This window comes from Bartonella chomelii, from assembly GCF_014138465.1.
GTDB lineage: Bacteria > Pseudomonadota > Alphaproteobacteria > Rhizobiales > Rhizobiaceae > Bartonella > Bartonella schoenbuchensis.
Genome location: NZ_JACJIR010000005.1, coordinates 15,333 through 32,828, shown reverse-complemented (window position 1 = coordinate 32,828; position 17,496 = coordinate 15,333). Strand labels below are relative to the sequence as shown.

Here is a 17,496-nt window from a genome sequence, read left to right as displayed (position 1 = left end):
AGAGGATAGTTCCTATACTCTAACCTATTTTGACTGCTCACATATGAAATAACACAAAAATAGAAAGATAAGCACTCAAATGGTATTTTTAGACAAAAGTAAAAAACTGCATCAATCGTCTGTTTAAAAGCAGTTATTTGACTTGACTTAATTCTTTTGTCAAATGTTCAGCTTCTTCTGCTTTTGATTTTATAAAACGTCCAAGAAATAGATAAACAACTGGCGTTACATAAAGGGTAAAAATAGTTGCCAAACCCAAACCACCAACAATAACCCAACCTAAAGCTACACGTGCTTCTGCACCAGCACCCTTTGCTAAAACCAAAGGAATACCTCCTAAAATAGCGCAAATCATCGTCATACAAACTGGTCTAAGACGAACATTAGCTGCTTCTTCTACAGCTTCACGTACACTTTTACCTTGATCGCGCAGTTGATCTGCAAATTCAACAATCAGAATACCATTTTTAGCCATAATACCAATTAATAAAATCAAACCAATTTGACTATAAATATTGAGACTAACACCACCCAAAAGCATGGCAATTACTGCGCAACCAACTCCTAATGGTACAGTAGCCATTATAATAAAGCCTGAAATAAAGCTTTCAAACTGCGCAGCTAAAATTAATAAAATAATTACAAAAGCAATTCCAAAAACGATCATTAAATCAGAAGACGTTTCACCAAGAGTTGCTGCATCTCCTAAAGGAATAATATAATTTCCCTCCGACAATAAAGGAAGCGCAGCTTCTTTTACAGTCTTATAAGCACTTCCTAAAGAAACTCCTGGAGCAAGATTTGCACCTATAACGACAGCACTCATGCGTTTTTCTCGTTTTAATTGAGGCGCAATAGCTTTTTCATGTAAATCCGTAATAACCGACAAGGGAACATATTTACCGTCTTTAGTTTTTAAAAAAACATTCTCTAAATCAGCAGGATTATTAATAGGATTTTTACGCGATGTAAGTTTTACATCATAGGCATGGTCATCCACATAAATCGAGCCAATCTGCTTTCCGTCCACCATTGTTTGCAATGTATTACCCAAATTAGTGATATCAATCCCTAAATCAGAAGCTTTTTCTCGGTCAATTTCAATAAAAAATTGAGGTTGCGTCGCATCAACAGTAAGCCGCGGACGAACAAACTGTGGATCAGTACGCAAAATGCTTACAAGCTTATCAGCAATTGATTGTAGTTGGGTGTAACTATCTCCAACAACCGCAAATTGCAATCCTTGGCCAATTCCTGAAACCCCTAAAGAACTAATTTGTGCAGCAAACGCAAAAACTCCCGGAAACTGCCTAACTTTTGCATTAACATCCTTTAAAATTTCCTGCTGGCTACGCGAACGCTTGTCCCAAGGCGAAAGCAACAAAATAAGAAAACCATTATTAGATGAACCTCTAGCTCCAGAAATAGAATAACTGTTAACAATCTCACCAGCATCACGCAACGGTTTTAAGCTCGCTTCAATTTGCTGCACTTGTTCATTCAGATACTGTACTGAAATATCTTGCGGCCCACTAACAACTAAAAAAATAATTCCTCTATCTTCTGCTGGCGTTAACTCCTGCTTAAGCGTCATATAGCCCCCAAGACAGAAAACAAAGAAAATAAGCGAACCAAAGACAACAGTCCAAGGTCGTTCCAAACATTTATGCAAACTATGAGCATACCCCCTACTAAAGAAAGCACTCATCCGAGACAGAAAAATTAAACGATGTTCCTTTTGTTCATCATCTTCAACATGCTTTTCTTCTTTAAGAAAGCGTGAAGCAAGCATAGGACAAAGAGTTAAAGCAACAACCGAAGAAAGCAGAACAGACACTGCCAACACAAAACCAAATTCTCTAAAAAGTCCCCCTATCTGCCCAGGAAGAAAGGAAATAGGCACAAAAACAGCCACCAAAGTTAATGTCGTTGCCACAACAGCAAAAAATACTTCCTGTGTTCCCAACACCGCTGCTGACCGAGCACCAAATCCCATATTGCGCCACCGGACAATATTTTCAAGAACAACAATTGCATCGTCCACAACAAGCCCTGTTGCTAAAACAAGCCCCAAAAACGTGAGAATGTTTAGAGAAAAGCCTGCAAGATAAATTGCAGCAATTGTCCCAATCAGAGCTACTGGAATAGACACAGCGGGTATAAGTGTTACACGAACATCTCCTAGAAATAAAAAAATGATCAAAACAACACTAAGCACAGCAATAACTAATGCAACCTCAACTTCATGAAGAGCACTCTTAATAAAAATAGCATCATCATTAGGAATACTTATATGAACAGAAGAAGGAAGAACATTTTTAAGGCGCTCAACAACTGCCCGAACATTTTTGGAAATATCAAGAGTATTAGATTGCGCCTTACGCACAATACCCAACCCAATCCCCACCTTTCCGTTTACACGAAGAATAACTGTTTCTACATCAGGGGACAAAGTAACATGCGCCACATCACCAAGACGTACATGAGGCTTTAACACAACTTGTTCAAAAGCTTCTGGTGTTGTTAAACGAGCGGTTGCACGCACAATTAAAGCCTGCTCGGAATTACGCAATGACCCCACAGGTGCATCAGTGGTCATATCAGACAAAACACGTGAAATATCCCCTACAGTTAACCCATAACTGGCAAGCTTTGCTTGATCAATATCAATTTGAAAAATCTTCACACGTGCGTTATCAACCTGCACATCACCAACACCATCAACAGCAGAAAGTGCATCAACAATTTGATCGTTTACAACCGTTGTTAAATCATCAATATTCATCGTTGGTGATGTTACAACCAAATACATCATCGCAGCAGCATTTGAATCTGCTTTAATGATTATAGGTGGCTCCGCATCTTTTGGCAGAGAATAAGTAATACGAGAAATAGCATCGCGAATATCAGATGCTGCAACATTCAAATCAACACCAACATTAAATTTAACCTCCACATGGGAACGACCAAAAGAGGAAGTTGAAGAAATTGTTTTAACACCTGATACACGAGAAACGGCATCTTCTATAACTTTTGTAATTTCACGATCAATTGTTTCTGCTGACGCACCAGTAAAAGCCGTCTTAATTGTTGCCACTGGAATATCTACATCTGGCAATTCACGCACATCAACGCTCATCCATGCAGAAATCCCTGCAATCACAATCATAGCATTTAAAACAAAGGTAAAAACTGGCCTGCGAATAAAAAACGCCATTATACCGGTTTGTTCTGACTTTGTTAAAGATTGTTGCTTCTCAACTTCTTGACTCATTGCCCATCCTGCCCATTAGGTTCTGATAATTGCTTTTGATGAGCCTTTGAATCATTAATAATGACATGACCACCTGGACGAAGCATTTGTACCCCTTGAACGACAATCTGATCACCATCTTCCAAGGGAGCTTTTACAAATACTTGATTTTCTCTATGCTGAATAATCGATACTGGAACATATTCTACTTTATCCTCTCTCACACGCCAAACGAATGACCCCCTACTGCTCCATTGAACGGCAAGAGGATCAACAACCGGGAAAGAACCATCATGAAATTGAAACGTTACAGAAAAAGACATACCAGACATAAGTACATTTTTTTCATTCTGGATTTCAATTTGAACGTGAAGTGTGCGGCTTTGTGCATCAACCATATTATCAAGCGCATACACATGGCCAACAAAAGTCTTATCCGGCTGGGCTATTAAGGTTGCAGTCACTTCATCCCCTTTATGGATCCGTGATGCATATCGTTCAGGCACCCAGATATCAACCAAAATACGGTCGTTATTCTCAATACGACCTACCACAGTATCAAGACCAACAGAATTTCCCACATCAATAGGTAAAATACCAACAATTCCACTAATTGGTGCACGAATTGTTCGCCGATCAAGTGCTAAATCAGCATCAGACAAAGTTAAATTTGCATTCTCTAATTCCAAGCGCGCAGTAATCTCTTGAACCTCCGTTGCTGTATTAGTCGCACGTAACTTAAGAATACGTGAAAGCGTTAAGGCACTATTGTCGCGTTGAACTTTCGCTCTTGCAGCTGCTATTTCTTCCTTTTTAGAATCAAGCTTTACAATTGCATCACCCGCCTGCACTTTTGTACCAGCAGACACAAAAATCTTATCAACAACACCTCCTGACCAAGGAGTTAAATTGACCTCTGCAATAGCCCGTCCACTACCAATAGCATTAAGACGTTCATAAAAATCCTGAACTTTAACAAGATCAACGACAACATTGACCGGCGGCATTCCCATTGATGCTTTTGATACAGCATGTGGTGCATTTTTTGTTGTACCTTCTGTATGAACAAGGTACTCTATATTGTGTTTTGGCCAAAAATAAATGGCAATACAAATAACACCCAAAAGCATTAATGGAATGATCTTTTTCAGCGACTCCATACATCTATCCTTGCTTTGTCGTTTACTTACACCAATGCATTTGAAATAGTCTCCAGCAGCAACATTCGAATTTTGCAAAAATCGAATCGTAAAGAGTGTAACCACACTGCAAAAACGTATCTCATCTATATAATCCTATTAATTTGACTATCTTTCATAAAACAGACCGTCAAGTTAACTATCGTTCATCTTAGATTCTTACCATGAACCAAATGAAGAAAATAATAATACTACACAGAAGCTTTATAGAAATCATAAATACCTTAAACTTTAAACAAAAAAACTTTTTTACCAAGTTTTACTTGCAATTCATCAACGAAACGATTAGGAACCCCATGTCTTAACGATATTAAGAGACTGAAAATTTATGCACCCGTAGCTCAGCTGGATAGAGCACCAGACTACGAATCTGGGGGTCAGGAGTTCGAATCTCTTCGGGTGCGCCAAATATCAGTAGAATCAAAAAGCTATAGAGAAATTAAAGGCTTTTGATTTTGTTAGTTTTAATGAATTCTTGATTTCTCCCTCTCCCATATTTTTTGCAGCTTTTAATTGTTTTTATGTTGAATCGCTTTCTATTAGCCACCTTGGTATAGAGCAATTGCTAGAATAGCATAATCTATGTCTAACCCTACTTGTCACTGAAAATTCATCTTGATTTTTGATTTAAACAATGAAATTAGCAATTTTTATAAACACATATTTGTAAGTGCAATTGTTCATTGTAAAAAACTGCGTACAGCAAAAAAAATAGAGTTTTTGAAAAGCAATATAGACAACCACCTTATTTATATGATATGCGCATTGTTAATGTAATCCTTTTGACTTTGTTCAAAGGGTGATAGGTTTTTATCTATTTATTTAGAACATTGAAACAAAGTAAGGTAAACTGTGCAAGTACTCGTTCGTGATAATAATGTTGATCAAGCATTGCGTGCGCTAAAAAAGAAAATGCAGCGCGAAGGCATCTTTCGTGAAATGAAGATGCGTGGATATTATGAAAAACCATCGGAAAAACGGGCTCGTGAAAAGGCTGAAGCTATTCGTCGTACACGTAAACTTGCTCGTAAACGTGCGCAAAGAGAAGGCCTTATTAGTAACGGTCGAGCTGTTTTTGTACGATAATATATTTTTTGTTTATGCGCTACAAAATGGCTCAAACGAAAGAGTTACGTGATATTAAATATCCAGTCTTAAATGATAATTTGTAAATAGAATTCTCTTTTTATTTTAAATAAACTTTACTCTGTACCTAAATATGATTACCGATTCTCATTATTTGTTGAGAGCTTCATAATTACAAATATTTTAGCTATTCTTAAAGAATAGACAAAAGAAAGTGTGTATGGTTTTTTTACCACAAAGACACAAAAAGTTTCTCCTACTTTAAAAATCTAATAAGCACATTCTAAAAACACTGGCTCTACAGACCCGCTCCAAATAGAATGATACTTAGATAACAATCTATCAGCATCCGTTTGACCCACTGCAATCATTTCTTCTAAAGGATTAAGAAAACTTTCTTCATCATAACCGCAAGTATCATATTGCTTGCGATTTCTTAATCCCTTGCGTGAAATCGCAATAGCCTGACGTGCTAATTCTAAAATCATTGTTTGACGAAAAGGCGTTTGTAATCCCTCTTTTGGAACACGTCTACGCATATCCAAAACTTCTTCAAAACACCAATCTTTCGTTAAAGCTTCTGCTTCATTAAGTGCTTCGCTATCATAAAGAAGACCAACCCAAAAAGCAGACAATGCACAGATATGTCGCCAAGATCCACCATCAGCACCTCTCATTTCTAAAAAGCGCTTTAAGCGCACTTCAGGAAACAAAGTCGACAAATGACCTACCCAATCTCCTATATTAGGTGTTGAATCTACAATTTGCCCTTTTAATGCTCCATTCATAAATTGGCGAAAAGTTATATGTGTACAATCATGATAATGCCCATCGCGTATAATAAAATACATGGGTACATCAAGTGCCCATTCAACATAATCAGCAAACCCAAAGCGTTCGGAAAATATAAAAGGAAGTATTCCTGTTCTTTGATCATCAGTATTACACCAAACATGAGAACGCCATGATAATAAATCATTTGGTCGCCCCTCAACAAAAGGTGAACTAGCAAATAATGCTGTTGCAATGGATTGCAATTTCATTGACACTTGCATTTTCCGCCGCATATCAGTTTCAGATGAAAAATCAAGATTTACTTGAACAGTCGCTGTTCTATACATCATATCAAGACCATTATGACCAACTTTTGGCATGTATTTAGTCATAATTTGATAACGTGATTTGGGCATTTGCGGTGTTTCAGCTAAAGTCCATTTTGGACTAGCCCCAATACCTAAAAAACCGATACCTAATGGTCCCGAAATTTTTTTGAGGAGAGTCAAATGCTCCATCAGCTCACAATAAGTGTGGCCAACCGTTTTCAATGGTGCACCAGATAGCTCAAACTGCCCACCAGGTTCTAAAGAAATTGCACCTTGACCCGCTGACTCTACAAGCCCAACAATATTTCCTTCATCTAAAATAGCTTTCCACCCTAGAGCTTGTTGCATCCCCTCTAAAAGTGCACGAATACCTTTTGCACCTTCATATGGAACAGGACGAAAACCATTTATATAAAATGGAAATTTTTCATGCTCTGTACCAATACACCAGTCATTTTCTGCTTTACAACCCTCTTGGAGATAACCAACTAGAGAATCTAAATTGTAAATTTCACTTTCATCAGCTGTATCAAGCGCCATAAATTATTTTACCTTATCAATAAGTTCCACTATTTTAAATGAATTGTTTTAAATGATATTGCAAGCTTCTTAATCGATTGACCAAGCCTCTATTGTAGTATTAATAAGGGCCAAAGCCGCAACAGCTGCAGTATCAGCACGTAAAATACGTGGACCTAATGATATAGAAATCACAAAAGAATGTTTTCTTAAAAGGGCCTGTTCTTCTTCACTAAATCCTCCTTCTGGTCCAATAAGAACACCAAGCGGAACAGTTCCATGCTTCTTTAAAAGAGGTAATGGATTTTGTATTTCATGCGACTCATCACAAAAAAACAAAGAGTGTGTCTTATCCCAATGCGCTAAAAGTGTTTTTAACGATACAGCAGGTAAGCATTCCGGTAAAGATAAAATGCCACATTGTTCAGCCGCTTCAATAATATTAGCCTTTATACGTGCCATATTGATACGAGAAACTTGTGTATGATGTGTTATAACAGGCTGTAAAATAGATACCCCCATTTCTACAGCCTTTTGTACCATATAATCTAAACGCGCATGTTTAAGTGGAGCAAAACAATAAATAAGATCTGAGCATGTTGTTTGAAGCCTTGTTTGATGAATAAGTTGAACCACTACAAACTTTTTTTTAATAGCAGTAATCTTGGCCAACCATTCACCATCTTGCCCGTTAAAAAGCAAAATCTGAGCTCCCTCTTTCATGCGCAAAACATGCACAAGATAAGAAACTTGAGCTCCTTCTATCTCTATTTCTCTGTTCAAAGAAAGTGGTTGCTGAACAAACAACCTTTGAAATTTATAATTCACACGCATAAAAAATTTGTGACAGAGCAAATTACAATCGTCAAGATGATAAAATAAAAAGTACAATCAAAAGAAAAATCAGCCCTATAGAACTACAATATATTGAAGAGTAGTAGAATTATTTACTTTTATTTATAATAATTGGAACAAATAGAATGTTAAATGATTCTGTTCGCATAAAAATTGATCACAAAATACTCTCTCTTGCACTCAACGATTTGCCCTATGATTGGAGGAAGATATGTCTGCTAAAAGAGCCACTGTTATTACTATTGCCACAATTTTATCCTTTATTCTGATCACTATAGGAATTAGCTCAGTTGGAACAAAGGGAAAGCATATAATTGCCACAGATGGTTACGGTATTTCCTCTCAGGTGCGTTAAAAACCCATGAGTGTAATCTTCAAATTTCATTTTAAAACAATATTTGTCGAGTGATTTTCTAAAATCAAAATCAACAATAAAAAAACAAAGATTTAATTTTCATCGAGATTTTTCTTAACAAAAAATTGTTCTAGAGATTGCTCCGTAGAGCTAAGTGAAAAACTAAAAGGTCGCACAAGGCTATTAATAAGACACTGAACATCTTTGCATAAAGTATCTGAACGATTATTTTTCTGTAATCGTCCTTGCAATATAAAATCTTCCTGCTTTTTCTTGGTAATAGGCACTGCAATCGAACCACCAATAGACAAATTCCAATCTGCCGTATGCATTAATGATTCTATCTCCGTCACTATGCCATCAGAAAATTTTGCTTTAATATTTAAACGCTCAAAAGGTGTTGAAACCGCGTGGTTATTTATTAAAAAAAACTGTTCATTCTCTGAAAGCTTGTGCTGAAACTCATTTAAATCGTATCTCAACAATCGGCCAGAAGGCATATTCACTGTTAATTGTCCCTGCATTTTCTCAAGGACTTCTGACCAACTACTAACAAGCATTTGTATTGTGACGATGAAGTCAGTTTTAGCTTGTATAGATGGAGTTAATCCTAAAGCCTCTGAGAAAGTTTGTGCATCAACAGAAGTCCCCGAAATGCGCCCTTCAAAACGCGCCTTTTTACCATCTGGTACAATTTGGACATTACTCTGAATAGATCCACCAAAAATATTTGCATTTCCAAGATCAAAAATCCCATGCCCATTTTTAATTTGCATTGTTGCAGCTAAATTTGTAAGTGCAATTTTACCTATTTTTGCTTGGGGTGCTGAAATTCGCACATCTAATCCAATACGATCAAAAATTGCTGTATCAAGGAATTTATTTTCCTTACCAAGTGGTGAAAATATCGACTCCAATATATTAAGACTTATACCATCAAAAGCTAAAGATCCTATTATGTTAGGAACACGGTTTTGAAAATCAAATTCCAAAGCTCCACGCGCATTTGCAGTACCCATATTAAATGTAATATTATTCATTTCGATACGTTTTGGCTGTGCTAAAAAATGAGATTCCCATACAATAGGTAGCTTTAATCTTCCTCCCCAAAACTGATTTCCACCAATCCAAGCTAATGTTTGATTCCAGCCAGGAGAACGCATCGATACTTTTCCGTCAAAAATGTAATATTCAGATAATCGTGCTTTCCCCGTAAACGTTATACCACCGCGCAAAGAATTGAAGCTCACTCTAAGCGAGCTTTGGCCCCCTGCTAAAAGCAATAAAGCTTGATCAGCATTAATTAATAATTCCGTTAACTCTCCATGCCAACGAGCATTTGCACGAAACCGCGCTGCTTGTGTAGATTCTGACCAATCGATAGTTGCATTCAGCCCTGTTATTTTTTCTGTCACATCAGAAACACTATCACGATAAATAAGAACACCATTTTCGATAACAATACGTCCAAAAGGTTGGTTTAAAAGGCTCTCTATATCTGGTTGATCAGGATTGAGCTTAACAATTTCACGAGCATTACGTACTGCTAACCCCAAAGTACCTTGCGACCGTGAAAGCGTATTAAAAAAGTCAGACACTGTTTTAAAAGGTTTTTCCATAACAAATTGTGGACGCACAATTCGTGTTTCTGAAAAAGAAATACATCCCCTAAGAAGATCAATTAAAGAAAGATCTACTTCTATCGATTCTGCTTCCATTAAAGGTGCAACATCATCAATTTTGGATGTTAAAGTAATTCCTGAAAGAAATGCTTTTGGATAAGGAAAAAGTTTCAAACGTGGCGGTTCACGCAATTGCACATTATAGCCTGTCCACGCGCTTAAATCCTGTGCCATTCGGACACGAATCGCGTCTGTTGATACAAGATAAGGTAAAACGATAACAGAAGTTCCAAGCAAAAAAACAACTGCTACAAAAACCCCACTCAAAAATTTTATTATTCTGATGAGCACAATTTCCTCTATATTTTTTACCCTATAATAGATTAAAATGAAACTAAATGATCATTAAAAAATGGTTTTGATAATCCTATAATCTGCTATATCTATTTAATAACTCAATTATCTTTATTTTTATTCAAATTTTATTAAAACAATAATGTCACTCTCTCTTTATAAGGCAACTATTTTCCATTACTCTCCAAAAGAAAAAAGATAGGCAAACCATGAAATTATGGTTATTCAAATAGTGCCATAAAACTCTTTTTACTATCAGCAAATACTTTAAAAAATGAATATCCCTACCTGAAAGGATTCTTCTTATGGACAATATTATTGACGGAAAAAAACTTGCCGAAAACATCATTAATAAAGTCAAGAAAGAAACAAAAAAACTTCATAACAATCATAAAATACAACCTGGGATAGCCGTTATCATTGTTGGAGATGATCCTGCAAGTCAGGTTTATGTTACCTCAAAAAGTAAAAAAGCTGAAGAATGTGGTTTTCTTTCAATTAAGCATACAATTCCCCAAGATACGAAAGAAGAAGAACTCCTGCAACTCATTGAAACGTTAAATTCCGACCCTAAAATCCACGGGATTTTGGTGCAACTCCCCCTACCCACTCATATCAATACGAACAAAATAACACAAGCTATCGCCGTCCAGAAAGATGTTGATGGTTTTCACTATATCAATATAGGAAAACTTGCAGCAAATATATTTGAAGATACTATCATTCCCTGTACACCTGCTGGTGTTATGATGATAATCGAACAACAATGTGGGCGAGATTTATCAGGTCTTGATGCGGTCATCGTTGGGCGTTCTAATATTGTTGGTAAACCTATGGCAGCCTTATTGATGGCAGCCAATGCTACCGTAACAATTGCCCACAGTCGTACCCGTGATCTTGACGAAGTGTGTCGTAGTGCTGATATTTTAGTTGTAGCTGTTGGTCGCCCACATATCATTAAGAAAGATTGGGTAAAGCAGGGAGCTATTGTTATTGATGTTGGTATTAACCGGATTGAAGCTTCAGAAAAAGGTACTCATAAAACCCGTCTTGTTGGCGATGTAGATTTTGAAGAAGTTAAAGAAAAAGCTGCTGCTATTACTCCTGTACCAGGAGGTGTTGGTCCTATGACAATTGCCATGCTTATGATCAATACGCTTAAAGCTGCTGCTCAAGCACATAAATTACCTATACCAAAATTTTAAGATTTCTTGCACTTTTACTTTTATCACATGCACGTAAATTCTCTGTGTTTTGTGTTCTCATTCTGCCATCACAATAGGTATTTCTTGATTTGCGCTATTTCCTTTTTAAGATAATGATTAATGCAAAAAATCTGCTTTTCATCAAATACCTGCGCAAATGTATCTTTAATTCAATTGCCGTTTTTTAATTACGGACAATTGATTTTCATAAATAAAATTACGTGTAGCTACGCTACTAAACCATTCTATCCCAATCTAATTATGAGATACCAAAAAGTTATAAACTAACTACCGAATAAAAAGTTTAAATATCAACCGCATCTTTCGACAACAACAGAGTAAGATTTTTCTGTCCTCTCAGGACAATATAATCTCAGTAGAAATATAAAGGGTAACTACATAAGAAAGTGATCAAATTTAGCCTGATTGAAAACTATGTAACAAATATGCTTTTCAAGAAAAAGAATGAAAAACTGCATCATTCTTCATTACTCAGAAGAAACTTTAAAAATTTTATAATACAACTGTTGGCTCACTAAACTGCCTCACATATTAACAATGATAAAAACAAGAGCAATTTTCGTTCCGTCAAATCACCACTACCATTAAACACAATCAGAAAAAGATATTGGAATAATTTCACTAACTATCACGGACTTATCCATTTTTCCGCTCAGTTATATAAGCTTACAAAATTTACAAAAGCTTTTACCATTACAATAGATAGATATTAAATAAGCCATTAATTTTCTTCATTTCAAATGGTAACTGATTAAAAATGGTCCATCAAAGAAAAGTAATTCATTGCTAAAAATATAAGCGGATAACGAAAAATCTTACCACCCGGAAAGGATGAAATTTTTAAATCCTGAAAATACTTAAAACGTTCACGTTTTCCAGATAACCATTCAGCATATAATTTTCCTATAAAGGGAGCAAGCATAACCCCGTGCCCTGAATATCCTCCACAATAAGTAACACCTGGCATAAGTTGGCGAACATAAGGCATACGCTCAAACGTAATTGCTACTGTTGCTCCCCAACGATGGGTCAAATTTATAGACTGAAGGTGTGGATAAATTTCAACAATTTGCCGACGTATACGTTCATCTAAATCAACTGGATACTGGTTACTATAACTTTCCACCCCACCAAATAATAAACGATTGTCGATACTTTTTCGAAAATAACGAACCATAAAACGGGAATCATCTACCGCTTCTCTTCCAGGAAGAATCCGACTACACTCTGATAATGGTTCAGTTGCTCCAATATAAGAGCGAATAGAAAAAATATGTTTCTGCACAAAATCCTGCAGCCCAAGATTATATGCATTGGTTGCCAATAATACATTCTCAGCCTTTATATTGCCTCGTTTTGTCACCACCACGCACTGGTTATTGCTGCGCTCTATCGCTTTTACCTGAGTCTTCTCATAAAGTTTAGCGCCAACTTTCTTTGCTTTTTTTGCCAACCAAACAATTAACTTTAATGGATTGATATGGCCAGTATCTACATCATAAATACCACCATGATAAAAAGACGAACCAAGCCGTTCATCTGTTTCAGCCTTATCCATAAAAGTAAGACCACGATAACCATAACGCTGCATAGCCTCAACATGCTGCTGATAAGCTCTGATCTCACGTTTTTTATGGGTAACAGAAAGTTGGCCTGCTATAAAGTCGATATCACAATCAGGCATGGTGCACCAAGATAAAATATCCCTTTTGGCCTCTTCAGCTAAATCAAATAATATTTTACTTCGTTCAAAACCATACTTGTTCTCTAGTGTTTCTACCCATTGTCGTTGACCTGTCCCCAATTGCCCACCATTGCGCCCCGAAGCGCCATCGCCAAAACATGAAGCTTCAAACAAAACAACACTCATTCCAGTCTTAGCTAAATGATAAGCAGCTGAAAGCCCTGTAAATCCGCCTCCAACAATAACTACATCGCACTGTATCTGTTCACCAACAAACAACGGATAAGAAGGACGCTCTTCCAACGTATCCTCATACCAAGAAGCTCCTGGAGAAATTTGATGAGAATTAATCATAGTGATAATATTTAAACATTAAGCAGGAGATATTCACGCTCCCACGGGCTAATCACTTGCATAAAAGTTTCAAATTCTTGTCGTTTAATAGCAGCATAAGTGCTTACAAATGCATCTCCTAAAATAGCACGTAATGCTTTATCTTGTTCAAATAAATTGACCGCCTCAATTAACCCACGTGGTAATTCAATATTATCGGCATTTACAGTTTTTTCTGCCGGCTCATCTGGTTCAAGCTTGTTCTGCAAACCAATAAGACCACACGCTAAAGAAGCAGCAAGTGCTAAATAAGGATTGGCATCTGATGAAGGAAGCCTATTCTCAACGCGTCGTCCTTGTGGAACAGAACGTGGCACACGAAACGCTGTAGTACGATTATCATACCCCCATCGCAAATTAACCGGTGCAGAGAAACATGGCATAAGGCGCCGATAAGAATTAACATAAGGAGCAAGCATAACAAATACTCCAGCCATATGCTTTTGCAAACCACCAATAAAGTGGCGAAAACGCATACTTTCCCCACCATCTTTCTCTGTAAAAATATTGTCTCCAGTTTTTTGATCGATAACAGATTGATGAATATGCATGGCAGACCCCGGTTGCCCCTGAATAGGTTTGGCCATAAAAGTTGCATACATATTATGTTTAAGTGCCGCTTCACGAATCGTTCGTTTAAACATAAAAACCTGATCAGCTAATTCAATAGGGTCACCATGACGTAAATTAATTTCAAATTGACCGGCTCCTTCTTCATGAATGAGAGTATCAATTTCCAATCCTTGTGCCTCTGAAAACTGATAAATATCGTCAATCAGCTCATCAAATTCATTAACACCCGCAATCGAATAGCCTTGCCCACCACCAATTGAACGCCCAGAACGACCAACTGGAGGTACCAAAGGGTAATCAGGATCAGGATTCTTTTCCACTAAATAAAACTCAATTTCTGGTGAAACAATCGGTTTCAACCCCATTTGAGTATAAAAATCAATTACTGTGCGCAAAACATTACGTGGTGTATAATCAACAGCCTGCCCATTTTGATATACAAGATCACAAATCACCTGCGCTGTAGGTGCATCTTCCCATGGTACAATACTCAGTGTAGAAAGATCAGGCTCAAGACGTAAATCACCATCTGTTTTTGGATATTCAAAACCATTTCCATCTTCAGGATAAGATCCTGAAATTGTTGTCATAAAAACTGCTGAAGGCAATGCTAAAGATGTCTCTGATGTGAATTTTTTAGAAAGCATCATCTTGCCACGTGCTACCCCCGCCTGATCAGGTGTGATACACTCAATATCTTCCACATCTCGGAATGAAAGCCATTGCGAAACTTGTTCCCAATTATTTACACCACGCAAACTTTTTAGAAAATCAGAAACAGGCTTATAACCTTCGCGTTTCATTGGCTCGCTATTTCTCACAGCTATAACACACAAACTCAAAAAACAATTAAAGCTCCCCCTTTTTATGGCACCATTTTATGCACAAACACCGTGTAAAACTGCATTAATTTAATTTGTTTTACAAAACATCACAACCTTTATCAAGATAAAATGCGCTTTGCGATCTTTTTAAGCTTTCCATTATCTTAAAATATGTTGGAAAAATGGTACGGTTGGTGGGATTTGAACCTACGACCTCTGGTGCCACAAACCAGCGCTCTAACCAACTGAGCTACAACCGCCTAAAAAATATTTATCCTCTATCTGTGTGACATACGGAAGATCAAGAGAGTTTGCAAGCCCCTTAAAAAGAATCTTACATTTTTTTGTGAAAATACAACAACCTCATGACAAAAGAAGTGCACGTTTTGCCCAATTGTCAACATTATGATCGCGATAAGTTTTTATAGTATCAACACCATCTTGCTGCATAATCTGCAAAACATCTCTCATAATAGTTACGGCAAGTTCTGGCCCCTCATAAACCATTCCGCTATAGAGCTGGACTAAATCCGCTCCGGCTTTGATTTTTTCCAAAGCTGTTTGTGCATTACGTACACCACCAACACCAATGATTGCAATATCTTTACCCAATCTTTTACGCATTTTCGCAAGTACAACGGTGGAATGCTCAAACAGTGGACGTCCTGACAACCCTCCCTCCTCGCTAATCAATGCACTATTCTTAAGACCTTGACGTGAAAGAGTGGTATTGGAAACAATTAAACCATCAAAATCAGATAGTTTCATTTCCTCAGCTATATCGTCTAATTCTTGCTCAGTTAAATCAGGTGCAATTTTTAAAAAAATCGGAACAGAGACACCATGTTTTTCTTTTTTTTCATTGCGCGCTTGTGAAACAGCCTTCATTAAAAGATTCAAATTACTACGTGCCTGCAAATCACGCAAACCTGGCGTATTAGGTGAAGAAACATTAATCGTGAAATAATCAGCTACATCATAAAAGCAAGTAATGCCCGTAATATAATCGTCAATCTTATTGACCGTATCTTTATTAGCACCAATATTGATCCCTACAATACCGCCCTGCTTACGCACGCAAATCCTTTTGTAAACAGCCTGATGCCCGTCATTATTAAAGCCCATTCTATTAATAATAGCTTTATCTTCCACCAAACGGAAAAGTCGTGGCTTGGGATTTCCCATTTGCGGTTTTGGTGTAACTGTACCAATCTCAGTAAAACCAAATCCTAAGGCTAAAACAGCATCTATAACCTCTGCGTTTTTATCAAAACCTGCAGCAAGACCAACAAAATTTTTAAATTTAAGGCCTGCAACAGTTACACACAAACGCTCATCAAAAATTTTTTGACACCCACTTAACCCCGTTTTCAATCCAGCAATGGCTAAACGATGTGCACGCTCTGGATCCAACATAAATAAAACAGAACGACCAATACAATGAAAAAAACTCACAAAATCTCCCTCCATAAAATGAAAACTACCCTTTTCATCTCATTTAAGCTTCTCAAAATAAAAAACACCCATAAAATATATCATACAAATAAAGAAATTAACTCCCATAACGAGAAGAAACAACTAATCAAGTTTTATTTAAAAACATCGAGTGGTAAAAGATTGTCCTTATTTCGAAAATTCTTTCCTACTTCCTTTAATAACCTACTCATATATTAAAAAGTTGACCAATTTTCTCGAAGGGAAAAAAGTAGTCCTGTAAATGCATCTTCTTTTTTAAAATTTTCCATAGAATTTCTGCAATGATTTCATCAATCAAATATATTTTCTCACTTTATCATTGAAAAGAAGAGGATATACAGCCTTTTAGCAAGAAGCTTTCCATTCATCTGAACCTTAAAAGCATACTATCATATAATGAAGCATTAATTAGCACTTTTTATACATTGCAATACTATGAGAAAAGAATGCTGATATTTGAAATGTAATTTTTCAAGAAAACAAGTTTCTCCCTCTTTCTTTTTTTATCAAAAGCGATAGTTAAATTGCTGTACATCATATATGCGAGGAGGGAAATGCAATGCTTAAAGAATTCAAAGAATTTGCCTTAAAAGGAAATATGATTGATCTTGCTATTGGTGTGATTATAGGTAGCGCTTTTAGTGGCTTGATCAATTCAATTGTTAACGACATTTTTATGCCAATCATCGGCTTTATCACAGGCGGCATTGACTTTTCTAATATGTTTATTCAGCTCGCCGGAGAGAAACAAGCCACATTAAGTGCTGCAAAGGAGGCAGGTGCTACCATTGCTTATGGAAACTTTATGACACTTTTTATCAATTTTTTGATTATTGCTTGGATCCTTTTTTTGTTTGTCAAAGGCTTAAATAAAATGCGCCGGCAAAAAGAAGAAGTGGAAAAGCTAAAAGAAATGTCTCTTGAAGAACAGCTCTTGACAGAAATCAGAGATTTATTAACCCCAAAAAACTAAA

13 protein-coding genes and 2 tRNA genes are annotated in these 17,496 nt (G+C 36.7%); 5 read left to right on the top strand and 10 right to left on the bottom strand.

What is annotated here, in order from left to right; translation table 11 throughout:
• Positions 1–133: 133 nt before the first annotated feature.
• Together GGR10_RS05620 and GGR10_RS05615 are read right to left on the bottom strand one after the other, a co-directional pair.
• Positions 134–3,274 (bottom strand): efflux RND transporter permease subunit, encoded by a 3,141-nt coding sequence (locus GGR10_RS05620; RefSeq protein WP_182480291.1) that lies wholly within the window; start codon positions 3,272–3,274, stop codon positions 134–136.
• Complete coding sequence (locus tag GGR10_RS05615; protein WP_182480290.1) at positions 3,271–4,413, bottom strand: efflux RND transporter periplasmic adaptor subunit; 1,143 nt, start codon at positions 4,411–4,413, stop codon at positions 3,271–3,273. Before GGR10_RS05615 ends, GGR10_RS05620 begins: the two co-directional genes overlap by 4 nt.
• A 369-nt stretch (positions 4,414–4,782) precedes the next feature.
• On the opposite strand from GGR10_RS05615, the gene GGR10_RS05610 reads away from it, so the two are divergent.
• Both GGR10_RS05610 and rpsU read left to right on the top strand, forming a co-directional pair.
• Positions 4,783–4,859 (top strand) — tRNA-Arg (locus GGR10_RS05610).
• Positions 4,860–5,304: 445 nt separating this feature from the next.
• Positions 5,305–5,538 (top strand): 30S ribosomal protein S21, encoded by a 234-nt coding sequence (gene rpsU, locus GGR10_RS05605; RefSeq protein WP_078662929.1) that lies wholly within the window; start codon positions 5,305–5,307, stop codon positions 5,536–5,538.
• Between the two features lie 269 nt (positions 5,539–5,807).
• Here the strand turns inward: rpsU and GGR10_RS05600 are convergent, their stop codons facing one another.
• Positions 5,808–7,181, bottom strand: coding sequence for a glutamate--cysteine ligase (locus GGR10_RS05600; protein ID WP_182480289.1), 1,374 nt, complete (start codon positions 7,179–7,181; stop codon positions 5,808–5,810).
• A 69-nt stretch (positions 7,182–7,250) separates the two neighbouring features.
• Positions 7,251–7,994: a 16S rRNA (uracil(1498)-N(3))-methyltransferase gene (locus GGR10_RS05595; protein ID WP_182480288.1), complete on the bottom strand. Its 744-nt coding sequence runs from the start codon at positions 7,992–7,994 to the stop codon at positions 7,251–7,253.
• A 232-nt stretch (positions 7,995–8,226) separates the two neighbouring features.
• Between GGR10_RS05595 and GGR10_RS05590 the strand changes: the two genes are divergently transcribed.
• On the top strand, positions 8,227–8,370 hold the full coding sequence (locus GGR10_RS05590; RefSeq protein WP_182480287.1) for a hypothetical protein: 144 nt from the start codon (positions 8,227–8,229) through the stop codon (positions 8,368–8,370).
• 92 nt (positions 8,371–8,462) lie between these two features.
• On the opposite strand, the gene GGR10_RS05585 is transcribed toward GGR10_RS05590, so the two are convergent.
• Positions 8,463–10,343 (bottom strand): AsmA family protein, encoded by a 1,881-nt coding sequence (locus tag GGR10_RS05585; RefSeq protein WP_182480286.1) that lies wholly within the window; start codon positions 10,341–10,343, stop codon positions 8,463–8,465.
• A gap of 308 nt (positions 10,344–10,651) precedes the next feature.
• Here GGR10_RS05585 and folD point away from each other — a divergent pair, with 308 nt between their 5' ends.
• Complete coding sequence (gene folD / locus GGR10_RS05580) at positions 10,652–11,551, top strand: bifunctional methylenetetrahydrofolate dehydrogenase/methenyltetrahydrofolate cyclohydrolase FolD (protein WP_182480285.1); 900 nt, start codon at positions 10,652–10,654, stop codon at positions 11,549–11,551.
• A gap of 68 nt (positions 11,552–11,619) precedes the next feature.
• Here folD and GGR10_RS07035 read toward each other — a convergent pair whose 3' ends face one another.
• From GGR10_RS07035 to GGR10_RS05555, 5 genes are all read right to left on the bottom strand, one after another.
• A complete protein-coding gene (locus GGR10_RS07035; protein WP_182480298.1) occupies positions 11,620–11,721 on the bottom strand; it encodes a hypothetical protein in 102 nt (33 codons plus the stop codon).
• Between the two features lie 602 nt (positions 11,722–12,323).
• Positions 12,324–13,610, bottom strand: a complete 1,287-nt coding sequence (locus tag GGR10_RS05570; protein WP_182480284.1) for an NAD(P)/FAD-dependent oxidoreductase — start codon at positions 13,608–13,610, stop codon at positions 12,324–12,326.
• Between the two features lie 11 nt (positions 13,611–13,621).
• On the bottom strand, positions 13,622–15,025 hold the full coding sequence (locus GGR10_RS05565) for a glutamine synthetase family protein (protein ID WP_210268809.1): 1,404 nt from the start codon (positions 15,023–15,025) through the stop codon (positions 13,622–13,624).
• A 204-nt stretch (positions 15,026–15,229) separates the two neighbouring features.
• A tRNA-His gene (locus tag GGR10_RS05560) sits at positions 15,230–15,306 on the bottom strand.
• A gap of 103 nt (positions 15,307–15,409) precedes the next feature.
• On the bottom strand, positions 15,410–16,501 hold the full coding sequence (locus tag GGR10_RS05555) for a quinone-dependent dihydroorotate dehydrogenase (protein WP_182480283.1): 1,092 nt from the start codon (positions 16,499–16,501) through the stop codon (positions 15,410–15,412).
• Between the two features lie 580 nt (positions 16,502–17,081).
• Here GGR10_RS05555 and mscL point away from each other — a divergent pair.
• Positions 17,082–17,495 carry a large conductance mechanosensitive channel protein MscL gene (gene mscL / locus GGR10_RS05550; RefSeq protein ID WP_182480282.1) on the top strand — a complete coding sequence of 138 codons (414 nt, stop codon included), beginning with the start codon at positions 17,082–17,084 and terminating at the stop codon, positions 17,493–17,495.
• Position 17,496: the final 1 nt, after the last annotated feature.

What these genes read in the sequence shown, in the direction of transcription:
- GGR10_RS05620 (WP_182480291.1), bottom strand. Translation starts at nt 3,274, where the DNA reads ATGAGTCAAGAAGTTGAGAAGCAACAATCTTTAACAAAGTCAGAACAA.
- GGR10_RS05615 (WP_182480290.1), bottom strand. Translation starts at nt 4,413, where the DNA reads ATGGAGTCGCTGAAAAAGATCATTCCATTAATGCTTTTGGGTGTTATT.
- GGR10_RS05600 (WP_182480289.1), bottom strand. Translation starts at nt 7,181, where the DNA reads ATGGCGCTTGATACAGCTGATGAAAGTGAAATTTACAATTTAGATTCT.
- GGR10_RS05595 (WP_182480288.1), bottom strand. Translation starts at nt 7,994, where the DNA reads ATGCGTGTGAATTATAAATTTCAAAGGTTGTTTGTTCAGCAACCACTT.
- GGR10_RS05590 (WP_182480287.1), top strand. Translation starts at nt 8,227, where the DNA reads ATGTCTGCTAAAAGAGCCACTGTTATTACTATTGCCACAATTTTATCC.
- folD (WP_182480285.1), top strand. Translation starts at nt 10,652, where the DNA reads ATGGACAATATTATTGACGGAAAAAAACTTGCCGAAAACATCATTAAT.
- GGR10_RS05570 (WP_182480284.1), bottom strand. Translation starts at nt 13,610, where the DNA reads ATGATTAATTCTCATCAAATTTCTCCAGGAGCTTCTTGGTATGAGGAT.
- GGR10_RS05565 (WP_210268809.1), bottom strand. Translation starts at nt 15,025, where the DNA reads ATGAAACGCGAAGGTTATAAGCCTGTTTCTGATTTTCTAAAAAGTTTG.
- mscL (WP_182480282.1), top strand. Translation starts at nt 17,082, where the DNA reads ATGCTTAAAGAATTCAAAGAATTTGCCTTAAAAGGAAATATGATTGAT.